Origin of the sequence: Microbacterium sp. KRD172, assembly GCF_017168295.1 — a bacterium.
Classification (GTDB): Bacteria; Actinomycetota; Actinomycetes; order Actinomycetales; family Microbacteriaceae; genus Microbacterium; species Microbacterium profundi.
This window is the reverse complement of sequence record NZ_JABFAS010000002.1, coordinates 2728552-2751289: the sequence shown is the minus strand read 5'-3', so window position 1 is coordinate 2751289 and position 22738 is coordinate 2728552. Positions and strand designations below refer to the sequence as shown.

Genomic DNA, 22738 nt, shown 5'->3' with positions numbered 1-22738 from the left:
GTACCCCCGCGCCCCTCTGCGCCGGCAGGTGGCGCGATGTGTCGTGTCTGCGCCCTTTGAGCGGCCACACGCGACACCTCCATGCGCCGACGCAGCCGGTCTCAGTCGGAAGACTTCAGCACGAACACATCCGTCGGCGGGGTGGGGTCGATCGCCGGACGGTAGACGTCGGGCTCGATGTAGATCGCGCGCGCGACGGGAACGGCATCCCGGATCCGCTTCTCGATCTCGTCGATGTCGGCGGCAGCCTCGCGCACGCTCTTGTCCGAGGTGAGCGCGATCTTCGCCGCGACGAGCATCTCGTCGGGGCCGAGGTAGAGAGTCTTCAGGTGGATGAGCTTCTCGACGTCGGGGCCGCCGACGATGGCATCCATGATCAGGTCGAGGTCGGCCTGGTTCGCGCCCTCGCCGACCAGAAGGCTCTTGGTCTCGATGCCGAGGACCACGGCGATGAGCACGAGCAGCACGCCGATCGCGAGTGTGCCGAGCGCATCGAAGACGCTGTTGCCGGTGATGATCGTCAGGCCGACGCCGAGCAGGGCGAACGTGAGTCCGGTCAGAGCGCCGATGTCCTCCAGCAGCACGACGGGCAGTTCCGGCGCTTTCGCGCGCCGCACGAACGACACCCACGACTGGCCCTCCTCACGCACGAGGTTGCTCTCTTTGACGGCGGTGCGCAGCGAGAACGACTCGAGGCCGATCGCGATCACGAGCACGACGAGCGGCAGCCACCACCAGACGGGGTCGAGCGCGTACGGATGGGTCAGCTTGTCGACGCCCTCGTAGATCGCGAACAGGCCGCCGACCGAGAACAGGATGATGGACACGACGAATGCGTACACGTAGCGTTCGCGTCCGTAGCCGAACGAATGCTCGCGATCGGCGGAGTGCTTGGCCTTGCGTGCGCCGAGCATCAGAAGCAGCTGGTTTCCGGAATCCGCGACCGAGTGGATGGCCTCCGCGAGCATGGACGCGGACCCGGACAGGGCCCACGCGATGAACTTCGCGATCGCGATCCCCAGGTTCGCCAGGAACGCCGCGACGATCGCCTTGCTGCCACCGGATGCACTCATGGGCCGAGTCTAGTTCCGCCGGTCGCGATGCACACGAGCGCCCTCGGCGCTGTCGAATGGGGTGCATAGGATGGCGGCATGGCTGAATCACTTCCGTCCCTCGCGTTCCTCGGTGCCGGCTCGATGGGAGGCGCGATCCTCCAGGGCGTCGTCGCCTCGGGCATCGCCGTCGACGGTGGTATCACGGCCACCAATCGCACCGCGGCGAAATCCGAGAGCCTCACAGATCTCGAGGGAGTGACGGCGATCGCACTCGAAGATCAGCCGGACGGCAACACCGAGGCTGCGGCGTCAGCCCGGATCATCCTCGTCGGAGTGAAGCCCGCCATGGTCGCCGATCTGCTCCGCGAGATCGCGCCCGTTCTGCGTGAGGATGCCATCGTCGTGAGCCTCGCCGCCGGCATCAGCCTGGCGAGCTTCGCCGAGGTCCTCGGCTCGGATGTCAGCGTGATCCGCTCGATGCCGAACACTCCGGCGACCGTCGGCAAAGCCGTCACCGGCATCGCTGCGAACTCGGCCGCCTCAGAAGACGAGGTCGCCGTGGTCCGTCGGCTGTTCGAGCTCGTCGGGTCGGTTGTCGAGGTGCCAGAGGAGAAGATCGACGCGCTCGGCACGATCTCAGGCTCCGGCCCTGCGTACGTCTTCCTCCTGATCGAGGAGCTGACCAAGGCCGCGATCGGCAAGGGCTTCGGCGAGGCCGATGCCCGTCTGATCGTCGAGCAGACCTTCATCGGCGCCACGGCACTGCTCGACGTGTCAGGAGAGAATCCCGCCGAACTGCGCCGTCGGGTGACGAGCCCCAAGGGCACCACCGAACGCGCGATCGCCGTGCTGCAGGACGCGCACCTCGACGAGGTCTTCGCCAAGGCGACGGATGCTGCGCTGGCGCGCTCTCACGAGCTCGCCGCCGGCGCCTGACTCAGCGGTCGAGGCTGGCGAACCGCTCGATGTCGCTGTTGGTACCCGACACGATGATGAGGTCGTGGTTGGTCACCACGGTGTCCGCCTCGGCGTAGCGGAACGGCTTGCCCGGACTCTTCACACCGACGACCGTGACCTTGTACTTCGACCGCACGCCCGACTCGTTCAGGCCGACGCCGCGGATGAACTTCGGCGGATACATCTTGGCGAGCACGAAGTCGTCGTCGAAACGGATGAAGTCCAGCATCCGTCCGCTCACGAGGTGGGCGACGCGCTCGCCGGCCTCCCGCTCCGGGTAGATCACGTGGTTCGCGCCGACGCGGGCGAGGATCTTGCCGTGCGATTGTGAGACGGCCTTGGCCCAGATCTGCGGCACCTTGAGATCGACGAGGTTCGCGGTGATCAGCACGGATGCTTCGATGAGCGAGCCCACCGCGACCACGGCGACCTGGAAGTCCTGTGCGCCGATCTGCTTGAGCGCGTCGATGTTGCGGGCGTCGCCCTGCACCGTATGAGTGACGCGATCCGACCACTTCTGGACGAGCTCGAGATTCTCGTCCATCGCGAGCACCTCGCGATCGAGGCGGTCGAGCTCACCGGCGCACGCGGCGCCGAAGCGTCCGAGTCCGATGACCAGTACGGGCGCGTCGCCCCGGAGGACTTCAACCAACGATCGGCCTTTCCACGGGCAGCGAGTAGAGCTGCGAACGCGATGTCGCGGCGACCGCCGCGGCGAGAGTCACTGTACCAATTCGTCCCATGAAGATGGTGGCGGCCATGACGTAGACGGCCGAGTCGGGCAGCTCCGCCGTGAGGCCGGACGAGAGTCCGACGGTGCCGAAGGCCGAGATGACGTCGAAGAGCACGTCGCTGATCGGAGCCTTCGTGATCTGGGCGATGACGATGGTCGACAATGCGACGATCGTGGCACCCCAGGCGACGACCGAGAGGGCGACACGCTGCACGTCGCTGGGGATCCTGCGGCCGAAGGCCTCGACGGACTGTCGACCGCGCGCCTCGGACCACACGGCGATCGCCAGCACGGCGAGGGTGGTCACTTTGATGCCGCCGGCGGTGGACGCGGAACCGCCGCCGACGAACATCAGCATGGACGCGGCGAGCATAGAGGAGCCGTTGAGGTCTGAGATCTCGACCACGCTGAAGCCGCCGGATCGCGTCATGGCCGAAAGGAAGAAGGCCTGGAACGTGGTGTCGCCGGCATCCATCGAGCCGAAGGTCAGCGGGTTGTTGTACTCGAGGATGAGGAACACGGCCGCACCGAGTACGAACAGGATTCCGGTCGTGATGAGCGTGAGCTTGCTGTGCAGCGACCACCGCTTCACATGCCAGTAGTTCTTGGCGAGGGTGTAGATCACCGGGAAGCCGATGCTGCCGAGGAAGACGCTGACCATGAGCACGCTGAGTACGAAGTAGTCGTCAGCGAACTCGCCGACGCCACCCGCATTCGGCGTGAATCCGGTGTTCGTGAATGACATGGCCGCGTAGTACGGCGCTTCCCACAGAGCTGCGAGCGGAGGGATGCCGGCCATGACGAGCCCCGGGTAGAGCAGCAGAGCCACCACGAACTCGATGAGCAGCAGCGACAGCGCGACCGTCTTCAGCAGCTGACCGACTTCGCCCAGTCGCACCGTCTGCCCCTCGTTCACCACGCCGCCGTGCGCGCGCAGCGGGTTGCTGTCGCCTGCCGCAAGCAGCTTGGCGCGCAGCCCGAGCTTCTTCGAGATGACCAGTCCGAGCACTGACGTCAGGGTCAGCACTCCCATGCCGCCGATGTTGACGCCGAGGAAGATGAGCACGTGCCCGAACGGAGACCAGTGGGTGGCCATGTCGACTGTCGAGAGCCCTGTGACGCAGATCGTGGAGACCGCGGTGAACAGCGCATCGCTGATCGGGGTGACGGTGCCGCTGGCCGAGGCGAGCGGCAACGAGAACAGTGCCGTGAACAGCAGGATCAGCGCGGTGAAGACGAGAATCGCGAAGCGGGAAGGCGATGACGTGATGATGTGGCGCGCGAAGCGCCAGAAGTCGCGTGCGCGCGTGCGCGGGGATGCCGATGACCCGATGCTCGACATCGACGCCCTCCTGAGTCCGCTCCGTGTTCGCTCGCCCCAGTCGTCCCGGCGAGCCTTCGTCATGGTACTCCGCGCGTGGGACGACTACCCTGATCTCATGACCGACATCTTCGACGTGATCGCAGACGGCACGAGGCGAGACATCCTCCAGCTCCTCCTGCGACGGGCCGCCGACGGGGATGCCGGAACCAGCGTCTCGCAGATCGTCAGCGAACTCGGCATCAGCCAGCCCACGGTCTCCAAGCACCTGAAGGTGCTGCGCGAGTCCGAACTGGTCAGCGTCCGCGAAGACGGACAGCGCCGGTTCTACAGCATCGAGGTGGAACCGCTCGAGGTCGTGGATGACTGGCTCGTGCCGTTCCTCGTCGATGCCTTCGGAGACGGCGCCCCTGACATCGATCTGTCGCTCGCTCCGCTGCCTGACGGTGCCGCGCACGCGGCCGAGGTCTTCGGCCGCGCCGCGGCATCCGCCAAGCACGTGGTCGCCACCGCTATCAAACGGCTCGGCAACTGAGACCGGCACCTCTGATTCCCACAGGTCACATCAGTCACTCGGGTTTACACGCGTCGCAGGTTCGCCATAGAGTGTGCTTCAGCAGAAAGGGGTACAGGGGATGCCCGAAGTTCCAGACGTCCGGTTCCTTACGGTTGCCGAAGTCGCCGAGATCATGCGCGTGTCGAAGATGACCGTCTATCGTCTCGTCCACGCGGGCGAGTTGCCCGCGATCCGATTCGGCCGCAGCTATCGCGTGCCCGAATCCGCCGTCACCGACGCCCTTCAGAGGCCGATCGCCGACGTCGGCTGAGCCCATCCGCCTCGGTGATCAGCGAAGGTCCGCTGGTTTGCTAGACTGACCCGAGGCATTTTTTCCATGCCCGTACCCGGGCGTCCGACTTCGTGCGACGCCCAGCCACTGACGTAGTGAGGTTTCCGTGGGTTCTGTCATCAAGAAGCGCCGCAAGCGCATGGCGAAGAAGAAGCATCGCAAGCTGCTTCGAAAGACTCGCCACCAGCGCCGCAACAAGAAGTAAGCGGCTGGACACGAGCGCCTGTCTTCGGACGGGCGCTTTGTGTCTGTGGCCACGTATCTCCAGACCCAGACCTCGAATTTCAGGGAGAATCCATGAAGTCGATCAGTGTCGCAGAGCTCGCTGCCCGCACGGGAACGCCGCTCATCGATGTGCGCGAGCGGGATGAGTTCGCCGGTGGCCACGTGCCCGGTGCGGTGAACATCCCGATGTCCGAGCTGGGAAGCCGTCTCGAAGAGCTTCCCGCCGAGGCGTTCGACGTGATCTGCCAGGTCGGCGGTCGGTCGGCGCGCGTCGTGCAGGCGCTCGAGGCCCAGGGCCACGACGCCACGAACGTCGATGGCGGCACTGGCGAGTGGATCGCCTCCGGCCACCCGGTCGCGGTTCCTTCGGCGTGACGACCATCACGGTCATCGGCAAGGCCGGGTGCCATCTGTGCCCGACCGCGCTCGGGATCGTCGAGACCGTCGTCGCGGATCTGCCCGATGACATCGGCGATCGCATCGAGATCGTCGAGAGGTCGATAGAAGACGACCCCGCCCTGTATGAACTGTGGTGGGAGAAGATCCCCGTCGTGCTCATCGACGATGAACTGCACGCGCACTGGCGGGTCTCGCCCGCCCGGCTGCGCCAGAAGCTGGAGGAAATCTGATGCTCAGGCACGTGGTGAGCTGGAAGCTCGCGAGCGAGGATGCTGTCGAACGCGCAGAGCAGGCCGCAGAGGTCGCCCGCCGGCTGAACGCGCTGGGCGGTGTCGTGCCCCAGCTGCGTTCGATCTCGGCCGGCGCGAACTCCGTGTACCCGGATGCGAACTGGGACGTCACGCTGATCGCGGATTTCGACTCGGTCGAGGCTTTGGAGCAGTACGTGGTGCATCCGGCCCACGAAGAAGCCGCGGTGTACATCCGCTCGGTAGTCGCCTCCCGCGTCGCCGTCGATTTCCAGATCTGATCAGACTCGAAACGCAAACGTAACCATCCTGATCGAGGCATCGCCGTCGCTCCGTGTCAAGATGATCTTGATACCTGTTCGTGGGCGAGCTCGCCCCAGTCTCCGTGGAGCGGTCATGCCCCGTCGTCGTAATTTCACCTTCGGTATCGCGCTCGCCGCGACCGCCATGCTCGCTCTCTCCGGCTGCGCCAGCGGCGGTGGCGACGCGGGCGGCGGCGAGACCGCCGCCGGTGACGACTACGGCCTCACCGAGGCGGGAACGCTGACGGTCTGCTCCGACATCCCCTACGCGCCGTTCGAGTTCGAGGGGGGCGACAACGGCACCGGTTACACCGGTTTCGACATCGACCTGCTCGATGCGATCGCCAAGAGCCTCGACCTCAAGCTGTCGGTGCAGGATGTCGGCTTCGATGCCCTGCAGTCCGGCACCACGCTCGCGGCGGGCACGTGCGACATCGGAGCATCCGCCATGACCATCACGGAAGAGCGCGAGGCGAACCTCGACTTCTCCGACCCGTACTACGACTCGCTGCAGTCGCTGCTCGTGCGCACCGACTCCGGCATCAAGTCGATCGATGACCTTTCGGGTCGTAACGTCGGCGTGCAGCAGGGCACCACAGGAGAGACCTACGCCTCTGAGAACGCCGAAGGCGCGGAGCTCGTGCAGTACCCGTCGGACGGTGAACTGTGGCCGGCGATGCAGGCGGGCCAGATCGACGCGATCCTCCAGGACCAGCCGGTGAACCTCGAGCACGAGAAGGCCGATTCCGCCTACAAGATCGTCGAGGAGTACAACACCGACGAGCAGTACGGCTTCGCCTTCGCCAAGGGCGAGAAGGACGAGCTGCGCGAGGCGATCAACGGCGCCCTGCAGGAGCTTCGTGACAGCGGCGACTACCAGACGATCTACGACAACTACTTCACCGCAGAGTAGTCGGCAGGGCGAGCAGGACAGGAGTCCTTGACGATGGCGTTGAGGCGCACGACCAAGAGCAAGCTCTACAGATACATCGTCTATGCGGTGCTGATCGCAGTCGTCGTCTGGCTGGCCGTCAGCACCGACTGGGCCCGGATCGCGAAGCTGTATTTCAATCCGGAGATCGCCGCGAAGATGCTCCCGGGCATCATCACGACCGCCCTGGTGAACACGCTCTGGTTCACCGCGGTGGCGTTCGTCGGAGGCCTGCTGCTCGGGATCGTGCTGGCACTGCTCAAGCTGTCGAGCATCGGACCGTTCCGGTGGATCGCCACGGCGTGGATCGAACTGTTCCGCGGTCTGCCGGCGATCCTGACGATCTTCGCCATAGCGTTCATCCTGCCGATCGGGCTGGGCGTGCCGGGCACGAAGCTCGGCGGGCCGGTGGTCCTCGGCCTGATCGGCCTCATCCTGGTCGCCTCGGCGTACATGGCCGAGACGATCCGTGCGGGCATCCAGGCGGTGCCGAAGGGGCAGACCGAGGCCGCCCGTTCGCTGGGCATGTCGCCGATGAAGACGACGTTCTGGATCGTCGTGCCCCAGGGGTTCCGCATCATCATCCCGCCGCTCACGAACGAGTTCGTGCTGCTGCTGAAGGACACCTCGCTGCTCTTCGTCGCCGGGACGTTCATCTGGTCGAAGGAACTCACCAACTTCGCCCGTGACGCGAGCACGCAGAATGCGAACGGAACACCGCTGATCATGGCGGCGGCCCTCTACTTGATCGTGACGATCCCGCTCACGCGCTTCAGTGCGTGGCTGGAGCGACGAATGGCGAGGCAGCGATGAGCACTGATCTAATCGATGTCCACGCCCCGGCGATCGACATCCAGGGGCTCGTCAAGAGCTTCGGCGACAACGAGGTGCTCAAAGGCATCGACCTGACCGTGAAGGCGGGCGAGGTCGTGTGCGTGATCGGACCGTCGGGTTCCGGCAAGTCGACCCTGCTGCGATCGGTGAACCTGCTCGAGGAGCCGACCGGCGGAAAGGTGCTGATCGAGGGGATCGACATCACCGACCCCGACATCGACATCGACCGCGTCCGCACGCGCATCGGCATGGTGTTCCAGAGCTTCAACCTGTTCCCGCATCTCGATGTGATGGGCAATCTGATGATCGCGCAGCAGCGCGTGAAGAAGCGCTCGAAGACCGAGGCCGAGAGGGTCGCCCGCGAGATGCTCGGCCGGGTGGGTCTCAGCGAGAAGGCCGACGCCTACCCCGGTCACCTCTCCGGCGGTCAGCAGCAGCGCGTGGCGATCGCCAGGGCGCTGTGCATGAACCCCGACATGATGCTGTTCGACGAGCCGACCTCCGCGCTCGACCCCGAACTGGTGGGCGAGGTGCTGCAGGTCATGCGCACTCTCGCCGACGAGGGGATGACGATGCTCGTCGTCACGCACGAGATGGGCTTCGCGCGCGAGGTCGGATCCCGCCTGATCTTCATGGACGGTGGCGTGATCGTCGAGGAGGGCGACCCGCGCCAGGTGCTCGCGAACCCGCAGCATCCGCGCACGCAGGACTTCCTCGCCCGCGTTCTGTAACGTCACCACGCGCCACAGTCAGGCGAAACAGCTACACCTTCCAGCATCCGCCACATCGATCGATGCCGCGGACGCTGAAAGGTGTAGCGCCAGCCTCGCTGGGGCCGCCGAGAGGCGACCGGTTCACACTCAGATCATGCGGCGACGGTGAATCGTGTAGCCGCCGACAGCGATCATCGCGACAGCGATCGCCAGCAGCACGTACGGAACGGCCGCACCGGTGATGGCGAGTCCGCCGCCGGCGCCGGCGCCACCCTGTCCGCCGGGCAGAGCGCCTGCGCCGCCGTCAGCCGGGTCAGTGGGTGCCGGCGTCGTCGGAGTCTCAGTGACGGTGATGTCTGTCGTGAGAACAACGCCCGTCTGCGCTCCGGTCACCGTCACGCTGTGCGTTCCGACCTCAGTAGGGGCCGTGACGGTGAACTCGGCGCGACCAGACAGCACGTCGCGCTGCGGGCTCGAAGCGGCTGCAAGCTTTGCGGCAGCCGCATCCGATGCAACGCTCGCCTGCCAGTCCGCGTCGAGACCATCAACGCTCACGGTCACAGTTGCACCGGGTGCGACCTCCGCAGCACTGGCCGAGATCGTTGCGTCAGCGCTGAGCGACTTCAGGTCGCGGTTGAGTTCCAGTGCGCCTGCCGAGGTGAAGAAGAGGTCTGTCTGGTCCGTGAGCCCGAGCAGGTTGGCAGCTCCGGGGCCGTACCCGGCGACGCGCACCTGCGAACCGGTGTGCTGCTGTGATCCGCCCGCCTCTGCCGTGCCGTAGGACACGATCATCGATCCGCCCTCGACGGTCTGCAGGTTGACGCTGAGTCCAGGAGGGGTCGAGCCGACGATCTGGCTCGTGTGAGCGTGATCGGCGGTGACGACGACCAAGGTGTCCTGGTTCTGCTGTGCGTATGCCAGAGCCACCTGCGTGGCCTCATCGAGGTCGACAGTCTCACCGATCTGAGCGCACGCGTTTGCGGCGTGGTTCTGCTTGTCGATGCTCGCGCCCTCCACCTGCAGGAAGAAGCCGTTGTCGTTGTCGAGGAGCTCGATCGCCTTCTGCGTGAGCGAACCCAGCGAGAGACCGGTGTCGAGACGCTCGGGGTTCTCGGTGCACGCGGTTGGGGCTGCATCGCCACCGCCGACGGTGGCCTCAGGGCCCTGCCAGCGCACGGGGAAGTTGCCCGGCGTGAAGAGGCCGAGCAATGGCGCGTTCTGGTCCGCCGCGGTGACCCCGGCAAGCCCTTCAGCGTCGTCAACCACCTGGTAGCCGCGGTCCGCGGCCTGTTCGAACAGGGTTGCGCCCTCCCACGGACCCGCCTTCGCAGTCTGCGTGAAGCTCGCCGAGCCGCCGCCGAGCGTGACGTCAGGACGAAGGTTCAGCAGCTGCTCGCTGATCGAGCCGAGTCCGCCGTTCTCGAGCGCCTCCGAGGCGCAGTTCGCCGACGTCTTGTCCGGTCCGTAGCATCCGCGCTGGGAGATGTGCGAGATCTGGGCACCTGGGGTCGCGTCCTGGATCTCGGCGGTGGAAACGTCGCCCGTCCTCATCCCGTTCGCCTTCGCAAGCTCGAGGAGGGTCGCCTGTGCCACGCCGTTGATGTCGATGCTCAGCTGACCGTTGATCCCCTTCGTGCCGGTCGACCATGCGCTTGCGGTCGAAGCGGACTCGGAGGCGTAGTTCGCGGTGCCGTCCTCGCGCAGGGAGTAGGTCGTGTAAGAGCCCGTCAGCGGGAGGGCATCGATCCCGGCGAATGCTCCGGATGCGCCTTCGGCGTAGTTGCGCGCGACTGTGATATCTCGGAGTCACCCATGCCGTCACCGATGAGAAGGATGACGTTCTTGGCGGGGCCGTCGACGAGGGCCTCGCGCACGGCGGCCGTGCGGTCTTCCGTGTTGCGTGTCGCACCTCCGTTCTCAGTGATGTCGGTGGCGCCATCGTCCGCGGCCATCGCGATCGTCGGAGTCATCAGCGTGGCTGCCATCAGCGCAGTGATGCCAACGGCCAACAATGTGCCGCGGCGGCGTTCTCTGGACACGAGCATGGGTATCTCCTCGGTAGCTCTACGGGAAAGACGCCGCAGTCGGCATCAGATTCAGCCAAGGGGGAGAAGAAGACGAACGCGTGAACTGTCGATGGATGATGTGAGAATTGTGCCGCGGGATGCGCGACACAAACCTGAGGTCTCGATTCTCGGTCACCCTAAGCCCGTGGCGCGCACCGCCACCGGCACCGGCTCGATCGCGAGGTGCACGCGGTCTCCGAAGGACGGATGCTGGTGCGCATCGTGCTGCACGCGGACCAGGTCGCCGGCATCCGTCTTCACGAGCGTGCGGCGGATGCTGCCGAGGAACGTGCTCTCCTCCACGACGCCGCCGATCGCGGCATTCGCCTCTCCGGAGAACCGCAGGTTCTCGGGCCGCAGGTGCACCTCGACCGGCCCATCGGCGGGCGCGTTCGTCGGCAGCTCGCGGCCCCACACCGTCACGTGCCCACCCGACGCGACACCGGGGACGACGCTGGAGAGTCCGACGAAAGCGGCGACGTGCGCGGTCGCGGGGCGCAGATAGAGCTCTTCGGGGGTGTCGATCTGGTCGATGCGACCGGCATCCATCACCGCGATCCGATCCGAGACGGCCAGCGCCTCCTCCTGATCGTGAGTGACGAACACCGTCGTGATACCGAGCCGCAGCTGAATGCGGCGGATCTCGTCGCGCAGCTGCACTCGCACCTTCGCATCGAGCGCCGACAGCGGCTCATCCAGCAGCAGAACACGCGGCTCGGTGACCAGAGCGCGGGCGAGAGCGACGCGCTGCTGCTGACCGCCGGAGAGCTGGTGCGGATAGCGATCGGCGAAACCCTCGAGTCCGACCAGCGCCAGAGCGTCGAGCGCGCGCTTCGCCGCAGCGGCCTTGCCGACGCCCCGACGACGCAGCCCGAACGCGGTGTTGTCATCGACGCGCAGGTGCGGGAAGAGCGAGTACGACTGGAAGACCATGCCGATGTCGCGCTTGTTGGTGGGGATGCGCGAGACGTCCTGCCCTCCGAGCAGCACGGCGCCGCCGTCTGCGCTCTCCAGACCCGCCAGCACGCGCAGCGCGGTGGTCTTGCCGCATCCGGACGGCCCGAGCAACGAGACGAACTCGCCAGGTGCGATGTCGAGATCGACGCCGTGGAGCACCTGATTGGAGCCGTAGCTCTTCTCGATGCCCTGGAACTGCACGCGCGTGCCCTCGCCGGCCTCGGCGAGCAGCACGTTGTCGGCAGTGGCGGGAAGAGCGGTCATGAGCGGGCCTTTCCGTTGCCGCGTGCAGCGCGGCCGATGATGAGCAGCAGGAGGAAGCAGAACAGCAGCGCGAGCAGAGTGAAGATCGCCGGAGCGTAGGCGTCCTGCTTCTGCACCACCACCATCGCTGTCTGGAACACCTGGCGGTTGAGCAGCGACGCGATCGTGAACTCGCCGAGCACGACCGCGATGGAGATGAGGGATGCCGCGAGCAGACCCTGACGGATGTTCGGAGCGAGTACCTTCACGACCACGACCGGCCAGCTCGCGCCGAGGGAACGGGCAGCTTCGGCCAGTGTCTTCAGATCTGCGGCGTCGATGGACGCCTGGATCGAGCGGAATGCGAACGGCAGCACGGTGACGCCGTAGGCGAAAGCCAGCGTCCAGGTGCCGGTGCCGAGTGCGCGTCCGATCTGCAGGTAGATCGGCGCGAGGCCGACGACGAGCACGATCGCCGGTATCGAGATGGGCAGCAGCACCGCGAACTCGAAGAACGGCTTGAGCTTCGGGAACCGCAGGTTCACCAGGATCATGGTCGGCGCCAGCAGCAGCAGCACGATCAGCACCGTGATGAGAGCGAGCACGAGCGAGTTGCCCAGGCCCGTCCAGATGGGCTTGATGGCCGCGGATGCCGCGGGGTCGAACAGCGCGGCCCAACGCTCGAACGACAGGCCGCCTTCGCCGCCGTTCGAAGTGCTGCCGCGCAGCGTGTAGAGCAGAGTCGAGATCAGCGGGATCGCGAAGAACGCTCCCACCACGACACCGATGATCCAGCGCGTGGCGAGCGAGGGTCCGAGCCGGTTCATGACTGCCACCTCGCTGCCCGGCGCTGCACCAGCGAATACAGCGCCATCACGATGCCGACGACGACGATCATGCCCAGTGCCAGGGCGCCGGCGAGGTTCTCCCTGCCGAGAACGGTCTCGCTGGTGAGGGCGGCACGGATCTGCAGCGGAACGATCTGCGACCCCTGGCTGGCGAGGGCGGCCGCCGTCGCGTACGACGAGAACGCGTTCGCGAACAGCAGCAGCAGGCTCGCGAGGAACGACGGCGCGAGCACGGGGATGCCGATGCGCAGCCAGAAGCTCGCGCGGGTGCCGCCGAGCGTGAGGTTCGCCTCGGTCCACTGCGGCTTCAAGGCGGCCAGGGCAGGCATGAACGTGATCACCATGAGAGGCACCTGGAAGTAGATGTACGGCATGATCAGGCCGGGCACCTCGTAGAGCCACATGCCGTTCTCGTAGATGTTCAGCCCGAACGCGTCCTGCAGGAACAGCGTCATGACGCCCTGCGCGCCGACCGTGGCGATGAAGGCGAACGCGAGCATGACGCCGCCGAACTGGGCGAGCACACCGGCCGCGGCATCCACGCTCGAGCGCACCGCACCCTGCGGGTTCATGCCGAGCAAGGCGTAGCAGACCAGTGCACCGGCGACGGCGCCGACGACGGCGGTCAGCAGCGAGAGGCCTGCGGAGTTCGCGAACGTGTTCAGCACGACCGGGTCGGCGAGGGCGGTGACGTTGGTCCAGGTGAATGCACCGTCGTCGGTGAAGAAACCCGAGCCGACGGCGAGAATGGTCGGCACCGCGAGGAAGAGCAGCACGTAGGCGGCGAAGGGCACGAGCCCCAGCCACGCCACGGACATGCCGGATCGCCGGGCCGTGCGAGACGGCCCGGCGATCGAGGGGGCGGATGCCGTAGCATCCGCCCCCGGAAGCACAGTGGTCACTGGACCGCCGCTGCCCACTTCTCGCCGAGCAGGGTGCCGGCGTTCGTCGACTGCTCCTCGGTCGGGACGACCGTCTCTGACGGAACCTCGGGCAGAGCAGCCGCGAGGTCGGCGTCGATCGTGCCGGCCTCGGTCATGGCCTCCATGCGTGCCGGACGCGCGCCGCCCTTGAGCCACAGGTTCTGCACGTCGTCGCTGTAGAGGAACTCCTGCCACAGACGGGCTGCCGCGGGGTTCGGGGCGTCCTTGTTGATGGCCTGGTTGTAGTAACCGGCGTAGCCGACGCCGTCGAGCACGGCGACCTTCCAGTTCTCGTTGTCCGCACCGGCCGCAGCGTTCAGGTAGTCCCAGTCGAACACGACGGGCGTCTCGCCGCTGGTGATCGTGGCCGGAGTCACGTCGACCTTGAGGAAGTTGCCCGCCTTCTGCAGTTCGCCGAAGAAGTCGATGCCGGGCTGGAAGTCGTCGAGCGTGCCGTCGGACTGCACCGCTGCGAGGCCGACCGCAGCGAAGGCGGCGCCTGCCTGCGTCGGGTCGCCGTTGATCGCCACGGCGCCCTTGTAGTCGGCGCCGAGCAGGTCGTCGAGCGAGCCGGGCTCGTCGAACTTCGAGGAGTCGTAGCCGATCGACATGTATCCGCCGTAGTCGCCGACGAACAGGCCGGTCGACTCCTTGAGAGCGTCGGGGATCTCGTCCCAGGTCTGCACCTGGTACGGCGCGAACTGGTCGGTGCTGGAGAGCGCGACAGCGAGGCCGAGGTCGAAGACGTCCGGAGCGGTGTCGAGGCCCTCGTTCGTCTCCGCCGCGGTGATCTCCTCGGCGCTGGAGATGTCAGGCGACTGCTCGTTGATCGTGATCTCGGGGTACTGCTCGGCGAACAGGTCGAGGATCTCGCCGTAGTTCGCCCAGTCGCGCGGGAGGGCGATGACGTTCAGCTGGCCTTCGGCCTTCGCTGCGGACTCGAGGTCTTCGAACGAGCCGAAGTCTTCGATCGAGGTGGCTGTCGCGGCATCCGCTGCGGCGTCATCGGTGCTGTCGCCGGTGGCGGCCGCGCACGAGCTGAGAGCGAGCGTCGCGGTCGCTGCGAGGGCGATGCCGGCGACGAGTCGCGCGCGGCGGGGAATGGTGGCCATGGGTATCCTCTCGGCGTCCGGCCACGGGTAGGCCGGAATCGGGTTGCGATAGCAAACTATCAGTCGGGGGTGACGTGCGGGCGCGGAGCCGGTAAACGGAACGTGTCCGACCTGTGGCAGGCAGGGGGGCGCAGGTCGCGGCCGGCTCGACGGTTGACAAGCCATCGGCGCCCCCGCCATGGTGAGAGCCATGGATTCGAACCTTCTGTCGGAGCAGATCTTCTCGACGAGCTCCTCCGTCCTCTACGTCATCTACTACGTCATCTACGCGATCACGATGTGGAAGGTATTCGTGAAGGCGGGCTACCCGGGTATCCTCGCGCTGATCCCGATCGTGAACTGGGTGTTCCTGGTGAAGATCGCAGGCATGTCGGGGTGGTTCGCCCTGCTCTACCTGATCCCGTTCGTGAACATCATCTTCGCGATCGTCGTCGCTTTCAAGGTGGGCGCCAACTTCGGCAAGGGCGGCGTGTTCTCGTTCTTCCTGCTCTGGCTGTTCCCGTTCATCGGGCACCTCATCATCGGCTTCGGCTCTGCGCAGTACCGGAAGGTCTGACGCTCTGACGCGGCTTCGACTCCCTGCGGTCGCTCAGCCCGTTTCGTCTCGCTGCGCTCGCTCAACGACCCGCGGGGTAGTGTCTCGCGGCTTCGACTCCCTGCGGTCGCTAGCCCGTTTCGGGTCGTTGAGCGAGGAGCGCAGCGACGAGACGAAACGCGTTGAGCGAGCGCAAGCGAGTCGAAACGTCCGACAAGAACAGCCTCAGGCTTCGACTCCCTGCGGTCGCTCAGCCCGTTTCGTCTCGCTGCGCTCGCTCAACGACCCGCGGGGTAGCGTCTCGCTGCGCTCGCTCAACGACCCGCGGGGTAGCGTCTCGCTGCGCTCGCTCAACGACCCGCGGGGTAGCGTCTCGCTGCTTCGACTCCCTGCGGTCGCTCAGCCTGTTTCGGGTCGTTGAGCGAGGAGCGCAGCGACGAGACGAAACGCGTTGAGCGAGCGCAAGCGAGTCGAAACGTCCGACAAGAACAGCCTCAGGCCTCGTCGTCCTCAGGGACGAAGTCCACGCCGGCCTCGGCGCGCTGCGCGTCGGTGATCGGCGCAGGTGCAGCGGTCAGCGGGTCGAAGCCGTTGCCGGTCTTCGGGAACGCGATGACCTCGCGGATCGAGTCGGTCTTGGTCAGGTGCTGCAGCACGCGGTCCATGCCCAGCGCGATCCCGCCGTGCGGCGGGGCACCGAACTTGAATGCGTCGAGCAGGAAGCCGAACTGCTCGTCAGCGACGGCATCCGAGATGCCCATGACCTCGAACACGCGCTTCTGCACGTCCTCGCGATGGATGCGGATCGACCCGCCGCCGAGCTCCGACCCGTTGCAGACGATGTCGTACGCATAGGCGAGCGCGGATCCGGGGTCGGTGTCGAACGTGTCGGCGAACTCCGGCTTCGGGCCGGTGAAGGCGTGGTGTACTGCTGTCCACGCGCCGGCGCCGACGGCCACGTCACCGGATGCCACGGCATCCGCCGCAGGCTCGAACATCGGGGCGTCGACCACCCAGGTGAACGCGAAGACGTCGGGGTCGAGAAGGCCGAGGCGGCGGCCGATCTCCACACGGGCGGCGCCGAGGAGTGCGCGGCCGTCTTTCGCTGAGCCGGCGGCGAAGAACACGCAGTCGCCCGCTGCGGCGCCGACGAGGTCGGCGAGGCCGGCCTTCTCAGCATCCGACAGGTTCTTGGCGACGGGGCCGCCGAGCGAGCCGTCCTCGTTGAAGAGCACGTACGCGAGACCGCGAGCTCCGCGCTGCTTCGCCCAGTCCTGCCAGGCGTCGAGCTGCTTGCGCGGCTGCGATGCGCCGCCGGGCATGAGAACGGCGCCGACGTAGTCGGACTGGAAGACCCGGAACGTCGTGTCCTTGAAGTACTCCGTCGCCTCGACGAGTTCGAGACCGAAGCGCAGGTCGGGCTTGTCAGAGCCGTACTTCGCCATGGCGTCGGCGTAGGTGATGCGCGGCAGCGGAGTCTGAACCTCGACGCCGATGGTCGCCCACATCGCCGGGATGAGTTCCTCCATCAACGCGATGACGTCTTCCTGGTCGACGAAGCTCATCTCGATGTCGAGCTGCGTGAACTCCGGCTGACGGTCGGCGCGGAAGTCCTCATCGCGGTAGCAACGGGCCATCTGGTAGTACTTCTCGACGCCGCCGACCATGAGCAGCTGCTTGAACAGCTGCGGGCTCTGCGGCAGGGCATACCAGCTGCCGGGGTGCAGGCGTGCGGGGACGACGAAGTCGCGGGCGCCCTCCGGAGTTGACTTCGTGAGCGTCGGGGTCTCGACCTCGAGGAAGTCGCGATCGTGCAGCACGTCGCGGATCGCCTTGTTCACATCGGAGCGCAGACGAAGAGCGGATGCCGATGACGGGCGCCGCAGATCGAGATAGCGGTGCTTGAACCGCACATCCTCGCCGATGGTGTCGGCGTCGCCGAGCCCGGTGGAGACCTGGAAGGGGAGGGGAGCGGACTCGTTGAGCACCTCGACCTCGGTCGCGATGACCTCGATCTCGCCGGTGGGCAGGTTCGGGTTCTCGTTGCCGGCGGGTCGGGCGGAAACCGTGCCCGTCACCTTCAGTACGAACTCACTGCGCAGCGGATGTGCCGTCTCCTCGTCACGGATGACCACCTGCGCGATGCCCGACGCATCACGGAGGTCGATGAATGCGACGCCGCCGTGGTCACGACGACGATCGACCCAACCCGAGAGGGTGACGGTCTGACCGATGTTCTCGGCTCGCAGGGAGCCTGTCGTGTGTGTACGCAGCATTCCGCCATTCTACGTGGGCGCTCGCGGGCGTCAGCGGACGGCATCCCTAGACTGGGGCCATGCCAGCCGAACGTCTCCATCTGGTCCGCCACGGCGAAGTGCACAATCCGCAGCGGGTGCTGTACGGACGACTGCCGCACTACCGGCTGAGCGAGGACGGACGGCGGATGGCCCGGTCGGCTGCGGAGTACGTCGCGACGCTCGATCGGGCAGTGACCTCGCTGCATTGCTCGCCGCTGGAGCGCGCGCAGGAGTCGGCCGAGCCGTTCGCGGAGATGTTCGGGCTGGAGCCGGTCATCGATGAGCGGGTCATCGAGCCCACGAACGTGTTCGAAGGCACGCGGATGAGCAGATCGCTGCGCGATCCGCGCAACTGGTGGCATCTGCGACGGCCGTCGGTGCCGAGCTGGGGCGAGCCGTACCTCACGATCGCCGACCGCATGGAGAAGGCGATGAACAGCGGGTGGAACGAGGCAGACGGCGGGGATGTCGTGATCGTCTCTCATCAGGCGCCGATCTGGATCACGCACCTGTACGTTGCGGGCCTGCCGCTGCGTCATGATCCCCGCACCCGCCGCTGCGCGCTGTCGAGCGTGACATCGTTCGAACGGGTCGGCGACGTCTGGCGCGAAGTGGGATACGCCGAACCCGCCGCGACCGGCGACGCGGTCGATGTCGGAGCGGTCTGAGCGCCGGCTCGCACCCAGATCACCCATAGATTCCCGTGTCTAGACTGGGAATGTGCCACTCGCCTCGACGATTCGACCGATTCGCAGCGGCCGCTCCTCCCGTACCGGGCGCCCCGCTCGTCTGGTCGGAGCCGCGCTCGCCGCGCTGTTCGCCGTCGCTCTGACCGCGTGCGCACCGGATCCGGTCGCCCAGCAGTACCTCTCCGGCGACGGCAAAGGTTACATCTCGGCCGACGGTGCGGTCGTGGAGATCGCTCCGGAGGACCGCGGTGAGCCGATCGTCTTCGGCGGAGTGACAGAAGACGGTGAGAAGTTCAACAGCGAGGACATCGCCGACGACGTCACGGTCGTGAACTTCTGGTACGCGGGCTGCGCCCCGTGCCGCGTCGAGGCGAAAGACCTCGAATCCGTCTGGCAGGCGAACGAGGATGAAGACGTCTCCTTCGTCGGCATCAACATCTACGATCAGGCCGACACCGCCAAAGCGTTCGCCGAGACGTACGGCGTGACGTACCCGAGCATCATCGACGTCGACAGCGGTGCGGCGAAGCTCGCCTTCGCGGGCGACGCTCCCCTGCAGGGGACTCCGTCCACACTCGTACTCGACAAGCAGGGGCGTGTGGCGGCCCGCATCGTCGGACCGCTCGACGGCCCATCGATCCTCTCCACGCTCGTCGAAGACGCGCTCGCGGAGAGCGCGTGAACACTCAGGAGCTGATCGGCTCCGGTGCGCTCTGGCTCGCCATCCCGGTCGCGATGCTCGCGGGACTCGTGTCGTTCGTCTCACCCTGCGTGCTTCCGCTCGTTCCGGGATATCTGGGGTTCCTCGGGGGAGCGGTGGCCCCGCGGTCAGCGAACGGGACCGCCCAGGCCGGGCGTGGCCGCCTCGTGCTCGGCGTGCTGCTGTTCATCCTCGGCTTCGCCGTCGTGTTCGTCGCCTACACCGCGCTGAGCGGAACGGCCGGCGTGTTCTTCCTGCGGTGGGGCGACATCATCACCCGCGTCCTGGGCGTCGTGATCATCCTCATGGGGCTCGTGTTCCTCGGACTGTTCGGCTTCATGCAGCGCGAATTCCGCTTCCAGGTCGATTCCAAGGCCGGAATCTTCGGTGCGCCTCTGCTCGGAGTCGCACTCGGTATCGGATGGGCTCCGTGCATGGGGCCGACACTCGCGGCCATCATCGCGCTGTCGATCAACGTCGGAGATCCCGCTCGCGCCGGCTTCCTCGGCCTCGCGTACAGCCTCGGTCTCGGCATCCCGTTCCTGCTCGTCGCGCTCGGTTTCGGCTGGGCGACCAGGGCGATCGACTTCCTGCGCCGCCACATCCGCCTCATGAACATCATCGGCGGCGTGCTGCTGATCCTGCTCGGCGTGCTCATGGTCACCGGAATCTGGACCGACATCATGTCGCGTCTCGGGGCGGTGATGAGCAGTGTCATCCTCCCGCTCTGATTTCCGCACCGATTCACCTGCCGACCAGAAGGATGCCGTGACGTCTTCCGATCCGCTCCGTCCGTCCGACCACATCGACGGCGACGACTCCGCCATCACCCAGCCGCGCCTCGGATTCGTCGGGTGGTTGCGATGGGGCTGGCGGCAGCTGACATCGATGCGCACGGCGATCATCCTGCTGCTCGTACTCGCGATCGCGGCGATCCCCGGGTCGATCTTCCCGCAGCGGATGGCGGACCCGAACGGCGTCACGCAGTGGGAGGCCAACAATCCCGATCTGTTCCCGGTGCTCGACTCGATGAAGATGTTCGACGTGTACCTGTCGCCGTGGTTCTCAGCGATATATCTGCTGCTGTTCATCTCGCTCGTGGGCTGCGTCATCCCGCGCATCAAGCATCACCTCAAGGCGCTGCGCGCACGTCCGCCGCGCACTCCGGCGCGGCTGGGGCGACTCGAGGACCACCGTGAGGTGACGCGCGAAACTGCGGATGCCGACACCGAGGCTGCCCGGTCGATCGATGTCGCGCAGAAGCAGCTCAAGGCGCTCGGATACCGCGTCGAGCGCTACGACAGGGGTCGCACGTACTCGGTGTCTGCGGAACGCGGGTACTGGCGCGAGACGGGCAACCTCATCTTCCACCTCGCGCTCGTCGGCGTGCTGCTGACGGTCGGCATCGGCGGCAGCTTCGCATACACAGGGCAGCGCGTGATCGTCGAGGGGCAGACGTTCGTCAACACGCTGCTCGATTACGAGTCGATGAACCGCGGTCGCTTCGTCAGTGACGATGTGTTGCGCCCGTACGCGATGACGCTCGACTCGTTCGACGTCACGTACCAGAAGTACGGCACCGCTGCGTCCGGCCAGCCCGGCGACTTCTCAGCCAACGTGTCGGTGCGCGAGAACGGCGAGACGCGACAGGAGTCCGTGCGCGTGAACTATCCGGTCGGCATCGCAGGAGACAAGATCTACCTGCTCGGCAACGGATACGCGCCGACCATCACGGTCCGCAACGCGGACGGCGATGTGGTGTACAACAACTCAGTGCCGTTCCTCCCACAGGACAGCAACCTCACTTCGCTCGGTGTCATCAAGGTGACCGACGGCATGCCCGAGCAGCTCGGCATCGCAGCCTTCTTCTACCCGAGTGCCGCGAAGCTGGACAGCGGGGCCTTCACCTCTGCGCACGGCGACCTCTTGTCGCCGCTGCTCACGGTCGACGTCTACGAAGGTGATCTCGGCATAGACGATGGCACGCCGCGCTCGGTGTACGTGCTCGACACCGAGAAGCTGACCAAGCTCACCGGTCGTACAACTGATGTCGACTCCATCGAGCTCGTACCGGGCGAGACGGCCGACCTGCCGAACGGGCTCGGGACGATCACGTTCGAGGATGAATCGCCGGTCGGTGCGACCGACTCCAGGGAGTCCGTGAAGCGGTTCGCCTCGCTCCAGATCCACCGCGACGACTCGGCCGTGTGGGTACTGGTGTTCGCGTTGCTCGCGCTCACGGGTCTCATGCTCGCGTTGTTCGTTCCTCGACGGCGCATGTGGGTCAAAGCGACATCCTCCGACAGCGCCGTGAACCTCGAGTACGCGGGTCTCGCCCGCGGTGAGGATCCGACGCTCGCTGCAGCCGTCGACAGTCTGGTCGCGGGTCATGCCCGTCTGCTGGATGCGCCTCGTGATTCCACCACACGCTCGGCCCCTGAGCCTGTCGAAGGGTCCGACCTTCCTGACGAAGACCTCAGAAAGTAGACTGGCACCATGCCCGACCTCGATTCCCTCTCGATCCTGTTCCTCTGGACGGCGATCGCGATCTACGCCGCAGCCTTCGTCGCCTACGCATTCGATCTCGCGCGTCGCTCAGAGGCCACGTCCAACGCCCGCCTCCGCGCGCGCGAGACCGCGCTCGTCGGTGCGGGGGGCGCCGGTGCTGCCGACGCATCCGGTGCGGCCGATGATGCAGCATCCGCTGAGACGGCGAAGCCGCGCCACGTGATGGAGCGCATCGGTACCACGCTCACCGGGCTCGCCTTCGTGTTCCATCTCGCCGCGACCGTGCTGCGCGGTATCGCCGCCGAGCGCGTGCCGTGGGCGAACCTGTACGAGTTCGCGATGATCGGCACGCTCCTGATCGTGTTCGTCTACCTGCTGGTGCTCACGCGCGTCGACCTGCGATTCCTCGGCACGTTCATCACCGGCCTCATCGTCGTGCTGATGGGTGCTGCAGCGGTGAGCTTCTACGTCGGGGTGGTTCCTCTGATGGACCCGCTCAAGAGCGTGTGGCTCGTGATCCACGTGTTCGTGGCATCGCTCGCCACCGCTTTCTTCGCCCTGACAGCAGCGCTGTCGATCCTGCAGCTGATGCAGCATCGCCGCGAGCGCCGCATCGCCGAGGAAGTCGAGAAGCCGGGGCCGAGATTCCTCGCGACGCTGCCGGGGTCAGAGCGCCTCGAAGGACTCGCCTTCCGCTTCGCCACCGTCGGGTTCGTCCTGTGGACCTTCACGCTCATCGCCGGGTCGATCTGGGCGCAGGAATCCTGGGGCCGCTACTGGGGCTTCGACGTCAAGGAGACCTGGACCTTCATCATCTGGGTGCTCTACGCGGGATACATCCACGCACGTGCCACCCGCGGCTGGCGCGGAAGCCGGTCGGCGTGGCTGGCGATCATCGGCTTCACCGCCGTGATCTTCAACTTCACGATCGTCAACGTCTTCTTCAAGGGTCTGCACGCGTACTCCGGCCTGAGCTGAGCGGGCTCACCCCAGCACGATCACCTCATGGTGCTCGACACCGTCCGAGTACCAGACGAACTCCGCCTCACCGACGACCTCGGTCGGACGCTCGTCGTACCCGCGGGTCACTGATCGCGCGAGGGCGGCCCAGGCATCCGCATCCAGCGTCTTGGCATAGACGACCGAGGGTGCGCGGCGGGGAGGTGTCGCGTGGTGCCGCTCCATCCGCCGGGAGGCGGCGTCAAGGACCACCCGCTGAGGGGACCCGTGTGGCGGGGCGTCGTGGGGTGGTTGTACTTGTCGCCTCTCGCCCAGGGAAGCGGCGTCAAGGACC

27 protein-coding genes are annotated in these 22738 nt (G+C 66.4%); 16 read left to right on the top strand and 11 right to left on the bottom strand.

The window, feature by feature from the left end; all coding sequences use genetic code 11:
* Positions 1–101: 101 nt before the first annotated feature.
* Positions 102–1073 carry a cation diffusion facilitator family transporter gene (locus J1M43_RS13575; protein ID WP_206477009.1) on the bottom strand — a complete coding sequence of 324 codons (972 nt, stop codon included), beginning with the start codon at positions 1071–1073 and terminating at the stop codon, positions 102–104.
* Between the two features lie 78 nt (positions 1074–1151).
* Here J1M43_RS13575 and proC point away from each other — a divergent pair, with 78 nt between their 5' ends.
* A complete protein-coding gene (proC, locus tag J1M43_RS13570; protein WP_033105130.1) occupies positions 1152–1991 on the top strand; it encodes a pyrroline-5-carboxylate reductase in 840 nt (279 codons plus the stop codon).
* 1 nt (position 1992) lies between these two features.
* Here proC and J1M43_RS13565 read toward each other — a convergent pair whose 3' ends face one another.
* Both J1M43_RS13565 and J1M43_RS13560 read right to left on the bottom strand, forming a co-directional pair.
* Positions 1993–2664, bottom strand: coding sequence for a TrkA family potassium uptake protein (locus J1M43_RS13565; protein ID WP_033105129.1), 672 nt, complete (start codon positions 2662–2664; stop codon positions 1993–1995).
* Positions 2657–4087, bottom strand: a complete 1431-nt coding sequence (locus tag J1M43_RS13560; RefSeq protein ID WP_206477008.1) for a TrkH family potassium uptake protein — start codon at positions 4085–4087, stop codon at positions 2657–2659. The genes J1M43_RS13565 and J1M43_RS13560 overlap by 8 nt, the downstream gene beginning before the upstream one ends.
* A gap of 97 nt (positions 4088–4184) precedes the next feature.
* Here J1M43_RS13560 and J1M43_RS13555 point away from each other — a divergent pair, with 97 nt between their 5' ends.
* From J1M43_RS13555 to J1M43_RS13515, 9 genes are all read left to right on the top strand, one after another.
* Positions 4185–4601 carry a helix-turn-helix transcriptional regulator gene (locus J1M43_RS13555; protein ID WP_033106281.1) on the top strand — a complete coding sequence of 139 codons (417 nt, stop codon included), beginning with the start codon at positions 4185–4187 and terminating at the stop codon, positions 4599–4601.
* Positions 4602–4701: 100 nt separating this feature from the next.
* Positions 4702–4893, top strand: a complete 192-nt coding sequence (locus tag J1M43_RS13550; protein ID WP_033105127.1) for a helix-turn-helix domain-containing protein — start codon at positions 4702–4704, stop codon at positions 4891–4893.
* 127 nt (positions 4894–5020) lie between these two features.
* On the top strand, positions 5021–5119 hold the full coding sequence (locus tag J1M43_RS13545; RefSeq protein ID WP_003792170.1) for a 30S ribosomal protein bS22: 99 nt from the start codon (positions 5021–5023) through the stop codon (positions 5117–5119).
* 92 nt (positions 5120–5211) lie between these two features.
* The gene (locus tag J1M43_RS13540) at positions 5212–5514 is read left to right on the top strand and encodes a rhodanese-like domain-containing protein (protein ID WP_033105126.1); all 303 of its coding nucleotides are present in this window, start codon (positions 5212–5214) and stop codon (positions 5512–5514) included.
* A complete protein-coding gene (locus J1M43_RS13535; protein ID WP_033105125.1) occupies positions 5511–5768 on the top strand; it encodes a glutaredoxin family protein in 258 nt (85 codons plus the stop codon). The genes J1M43_RS13540 and J1M43_RS13535 overlap by 4 nt, the downstream gene beginning before the upstream one ends.
* Positions 5768–6067, top strand: coding sequence for a Dabb family protein (locus J1M43_RS13530; protein WP_052166738.1), 300 nt, complete (start codon positions 5768–5770; stop codon positions 6065–6067). The genes J1M43_RS13535 and J1M43_RS13530 overlap by 1 nt, the downstream gene beginning before the upstream one ends.
* Before the next feature lie 115 nt (positions 6068–6182).
* Positions 6183–7001: a basic amino acid ABC transporter substrate-binding protein gene (locus tag J1M43_RS13525; protein ID WP_206477007.1), complete on the top strand. Its 819-nt coding sequence runs from the start codon at positions 6183–6185 to the stop codon at positions 6999–7001.
* 33 nt (positions 7002–7034) lie between these two features.
* Complete coding sequence (locus J1M43_RS13520; protein ID WP_033105122.1) at positions 7035–7832, top strand: amino acid ABC transporter permease; 798 nt, start codon at positions 7035–7037, stop codon at positions 7830–7832.
* The gene (locus tag J1M43_RS13515) at positions 7829–8584 is read left to right on the top strand and encodes an amino acid ABC transporter ATP-binding protein (protein ID WP_206477006.1); all 756 of its coding nucleotides are present in this window, start codon (positions 7829–7831) and stop codon (positions 8582–8584) included. The genes J1M43_RS13520 and J1M43_RS13515 overlap by 4 nt, the downstream gene beginning before the upstream one ends.
* A gap of 129 nt (positions 8585–8713) precedes the next feature.
* On the opposite strand, the gene phoA is transcribed toward J1M43_RS13515, so the two are convergent.
* From phoA to J1M43_RS13490, 6 genes are all read right to left on the bottom strand, one after another.
* Complete coding sequence (gene phoA, locus J1M43_RS13510) at positions 8714–10312, bottom strand: alkaline phosphatase (RefSeq protein WP_307823537.1); 1599 nt, start codon at positions 10310–10312, stop codon at positions 8714–8716.
* Positions 10294–10611, bottom strand: a complete 318-nt coding sequence (locus tag J1M43_RS16820; RefSeq protein ID WP_241245238.1) for a hypothetical protein — start codon at positions 10609–10611, stop codon at positions 10294–10296. Before J1M43_RS16820 ends, phoA begins: the two co-directional genes overlap by 19 nt.
* Positions 10612–10764: 153 nt before the next feature.
* Complete coding sequence (locus J1M43_RS13505) at positions 10765–11853, bottom strand: ABC transporter ATP-binding protein (RefSeq protein WP_033105120.1); 1089 nt, start codon at positions 11851–11853, stop codon at positions 10765–10767.
* Complete coding sequence (locus J1M43_RS13500; RefSeq protein ID WP_206477005.1) at positions 11850–12659, bottom strand: ABC transporter permease; 810 nt, start codon at positions 12657–12659, stop codon at positions 11850–11852. Before J1M43_RS13500 ends, J1M43_RS13505 begins: the two co-directional genes overlap by 4 nt.
* Positions 12656–13600: an ABC transporter permease subunit gene (locus J1M43_RS13495; RefSeq protein ID WP_033105118.1), complete on the bottom strand. Its 945-nt coding sequence runs from the start codon at positions 13598–13600 to the stop codon at positions 12656–12658. Before J1M43_RS13495 ends, J1M43_RS13500 begins: the two co-directional genes overlap by 4 nt.
* Positions 13579–14715 (bottom strand): ABC transporter substrate-binding protein, encoded by a 1137-nt coding sequence (locus tag J1M43_RS13490; RefSeq protein ID WP_033105117.1) that lies wholly within the window; start codon positions 14713–14715, stop codon positions 13579–13581. The genes J1M43_RS13495 and J1M43_RS13490 overlap by 22 nt, the downstream gene beginning before the upstream one ends.
* Positions 14716–14905: 190 nt before the next feature.
* Here J1M43_RS13490 and J1M43_RS13485 point away from each other — a divergent pair, with 190 nt between their 5' ends.
* The gene (locus J1M43_RS13485; protein ID WP_052166737.1) at positions 14906–15271 is read left to right on the top strand and encodes a DUF5684 domain-containing protein; all 366 of its coding nucleotides are present in this window, start codon (positions 14906–14908) and stop codon (positions 15269–15271) included.
* A 473-nt stretch (positions 15272–15744) separates the two neighbouring features.
* On the opposite strand, the gene aspS is transcribed toward J1M43_RS13485, so the two are convergent.
* Entirely contained in the window at positions 15745–17526 is a 1782-nt protein-coding gene (gene aspS / locus J1M43_RS13480; protein ID WP_033105116.1) for an aspartate--tRNA ligase, read from the bottom strand.
* A gap of 59 nt (positions 17527–17585) precedes the next feature.
* Between aspS and J1M43_RS13475 the strand changes: the two genes are divergently transcribed.
* From J1M43_RS13475 to ccsB, 5 genes are read left to right on the top strand one after another with little or no spacing between them, the layout of a single operon-like run.
* Entirely contained in the window at positions 17586–18215 is a 630-nt protein-coding gene (locus tag J1M43_RS13475) for a histidine phosphatase family protein (protein ID WP_033105115.1), read from the top strand.
* Between the two features lie 52 nt (positions 18216–18267).
* Positions 18268–18918 carry a TlpA disulfide reductase family protein gene (locus J1M43_RS13470; protein WP_206477004.1) on the top strand — a complete coding sequence of 217 codons (651 nt, stop codon included), beginning with the start codon at positions 18268–18270 and terminating at the stop codon, positions 18916–18918.
* Positions 18915–19667, top strand: coding sequence for a cytochrome c biogenesis protein CcdA (locus J1M43_RS13465; RefSeq protein ID WP_206477003.1), 753 nt, complete (start codon positions 18915–18917; stop codon positions 19665–19667). Before J1M43_RS13470 ends, J1M43_RS13465 begins: the two co-directional genes overlap by 4 nt.
* A 37-nt stretch (positions 19668–19704) precedes the next feature.
* On the top strand, positions 19705–21423 hold the full coding sequence (locus J1M43_RS13460) for a cytochrome c biogenesis protein ResB (protein WP_206477002.1): 1719 nt from the start codon (positions 19705–19707) through the stop codon (positions 21421–21423).
* Positions 21424–21432: 9 nt separating this feature from the next.
* On the top strand, positions 21433–22422 hold the full coding sequence (ccsB, locus tag J1M43_RS13455) for a c-type cytochrome biogenesis protein CcsB (protein ID WP_206477001.1): 990 nt from the start codon (positions 21433–21435) through the stop codon (positions 22420–22422).
* 6 nt (positions 22423–22428) lie between these two features.
* Here the strand turns inward: ccsB and J1M43_RS13450 are convergent, their stop codons facing one another.
* Positions 22429–22656 carry a hypothetical protein gene (locus J1M43_RS13450; protein WP_206477000.1) on the bottom strand — a complete coding sequence of 76 codons (228 nt, stop codon included), beginning with the start codon at positions 22654–22656 and terminating at the stop codon, positions 22429–22431.
* Between the last annotated feature and the right edge of the window lie 82 nt (positions 22657–22738).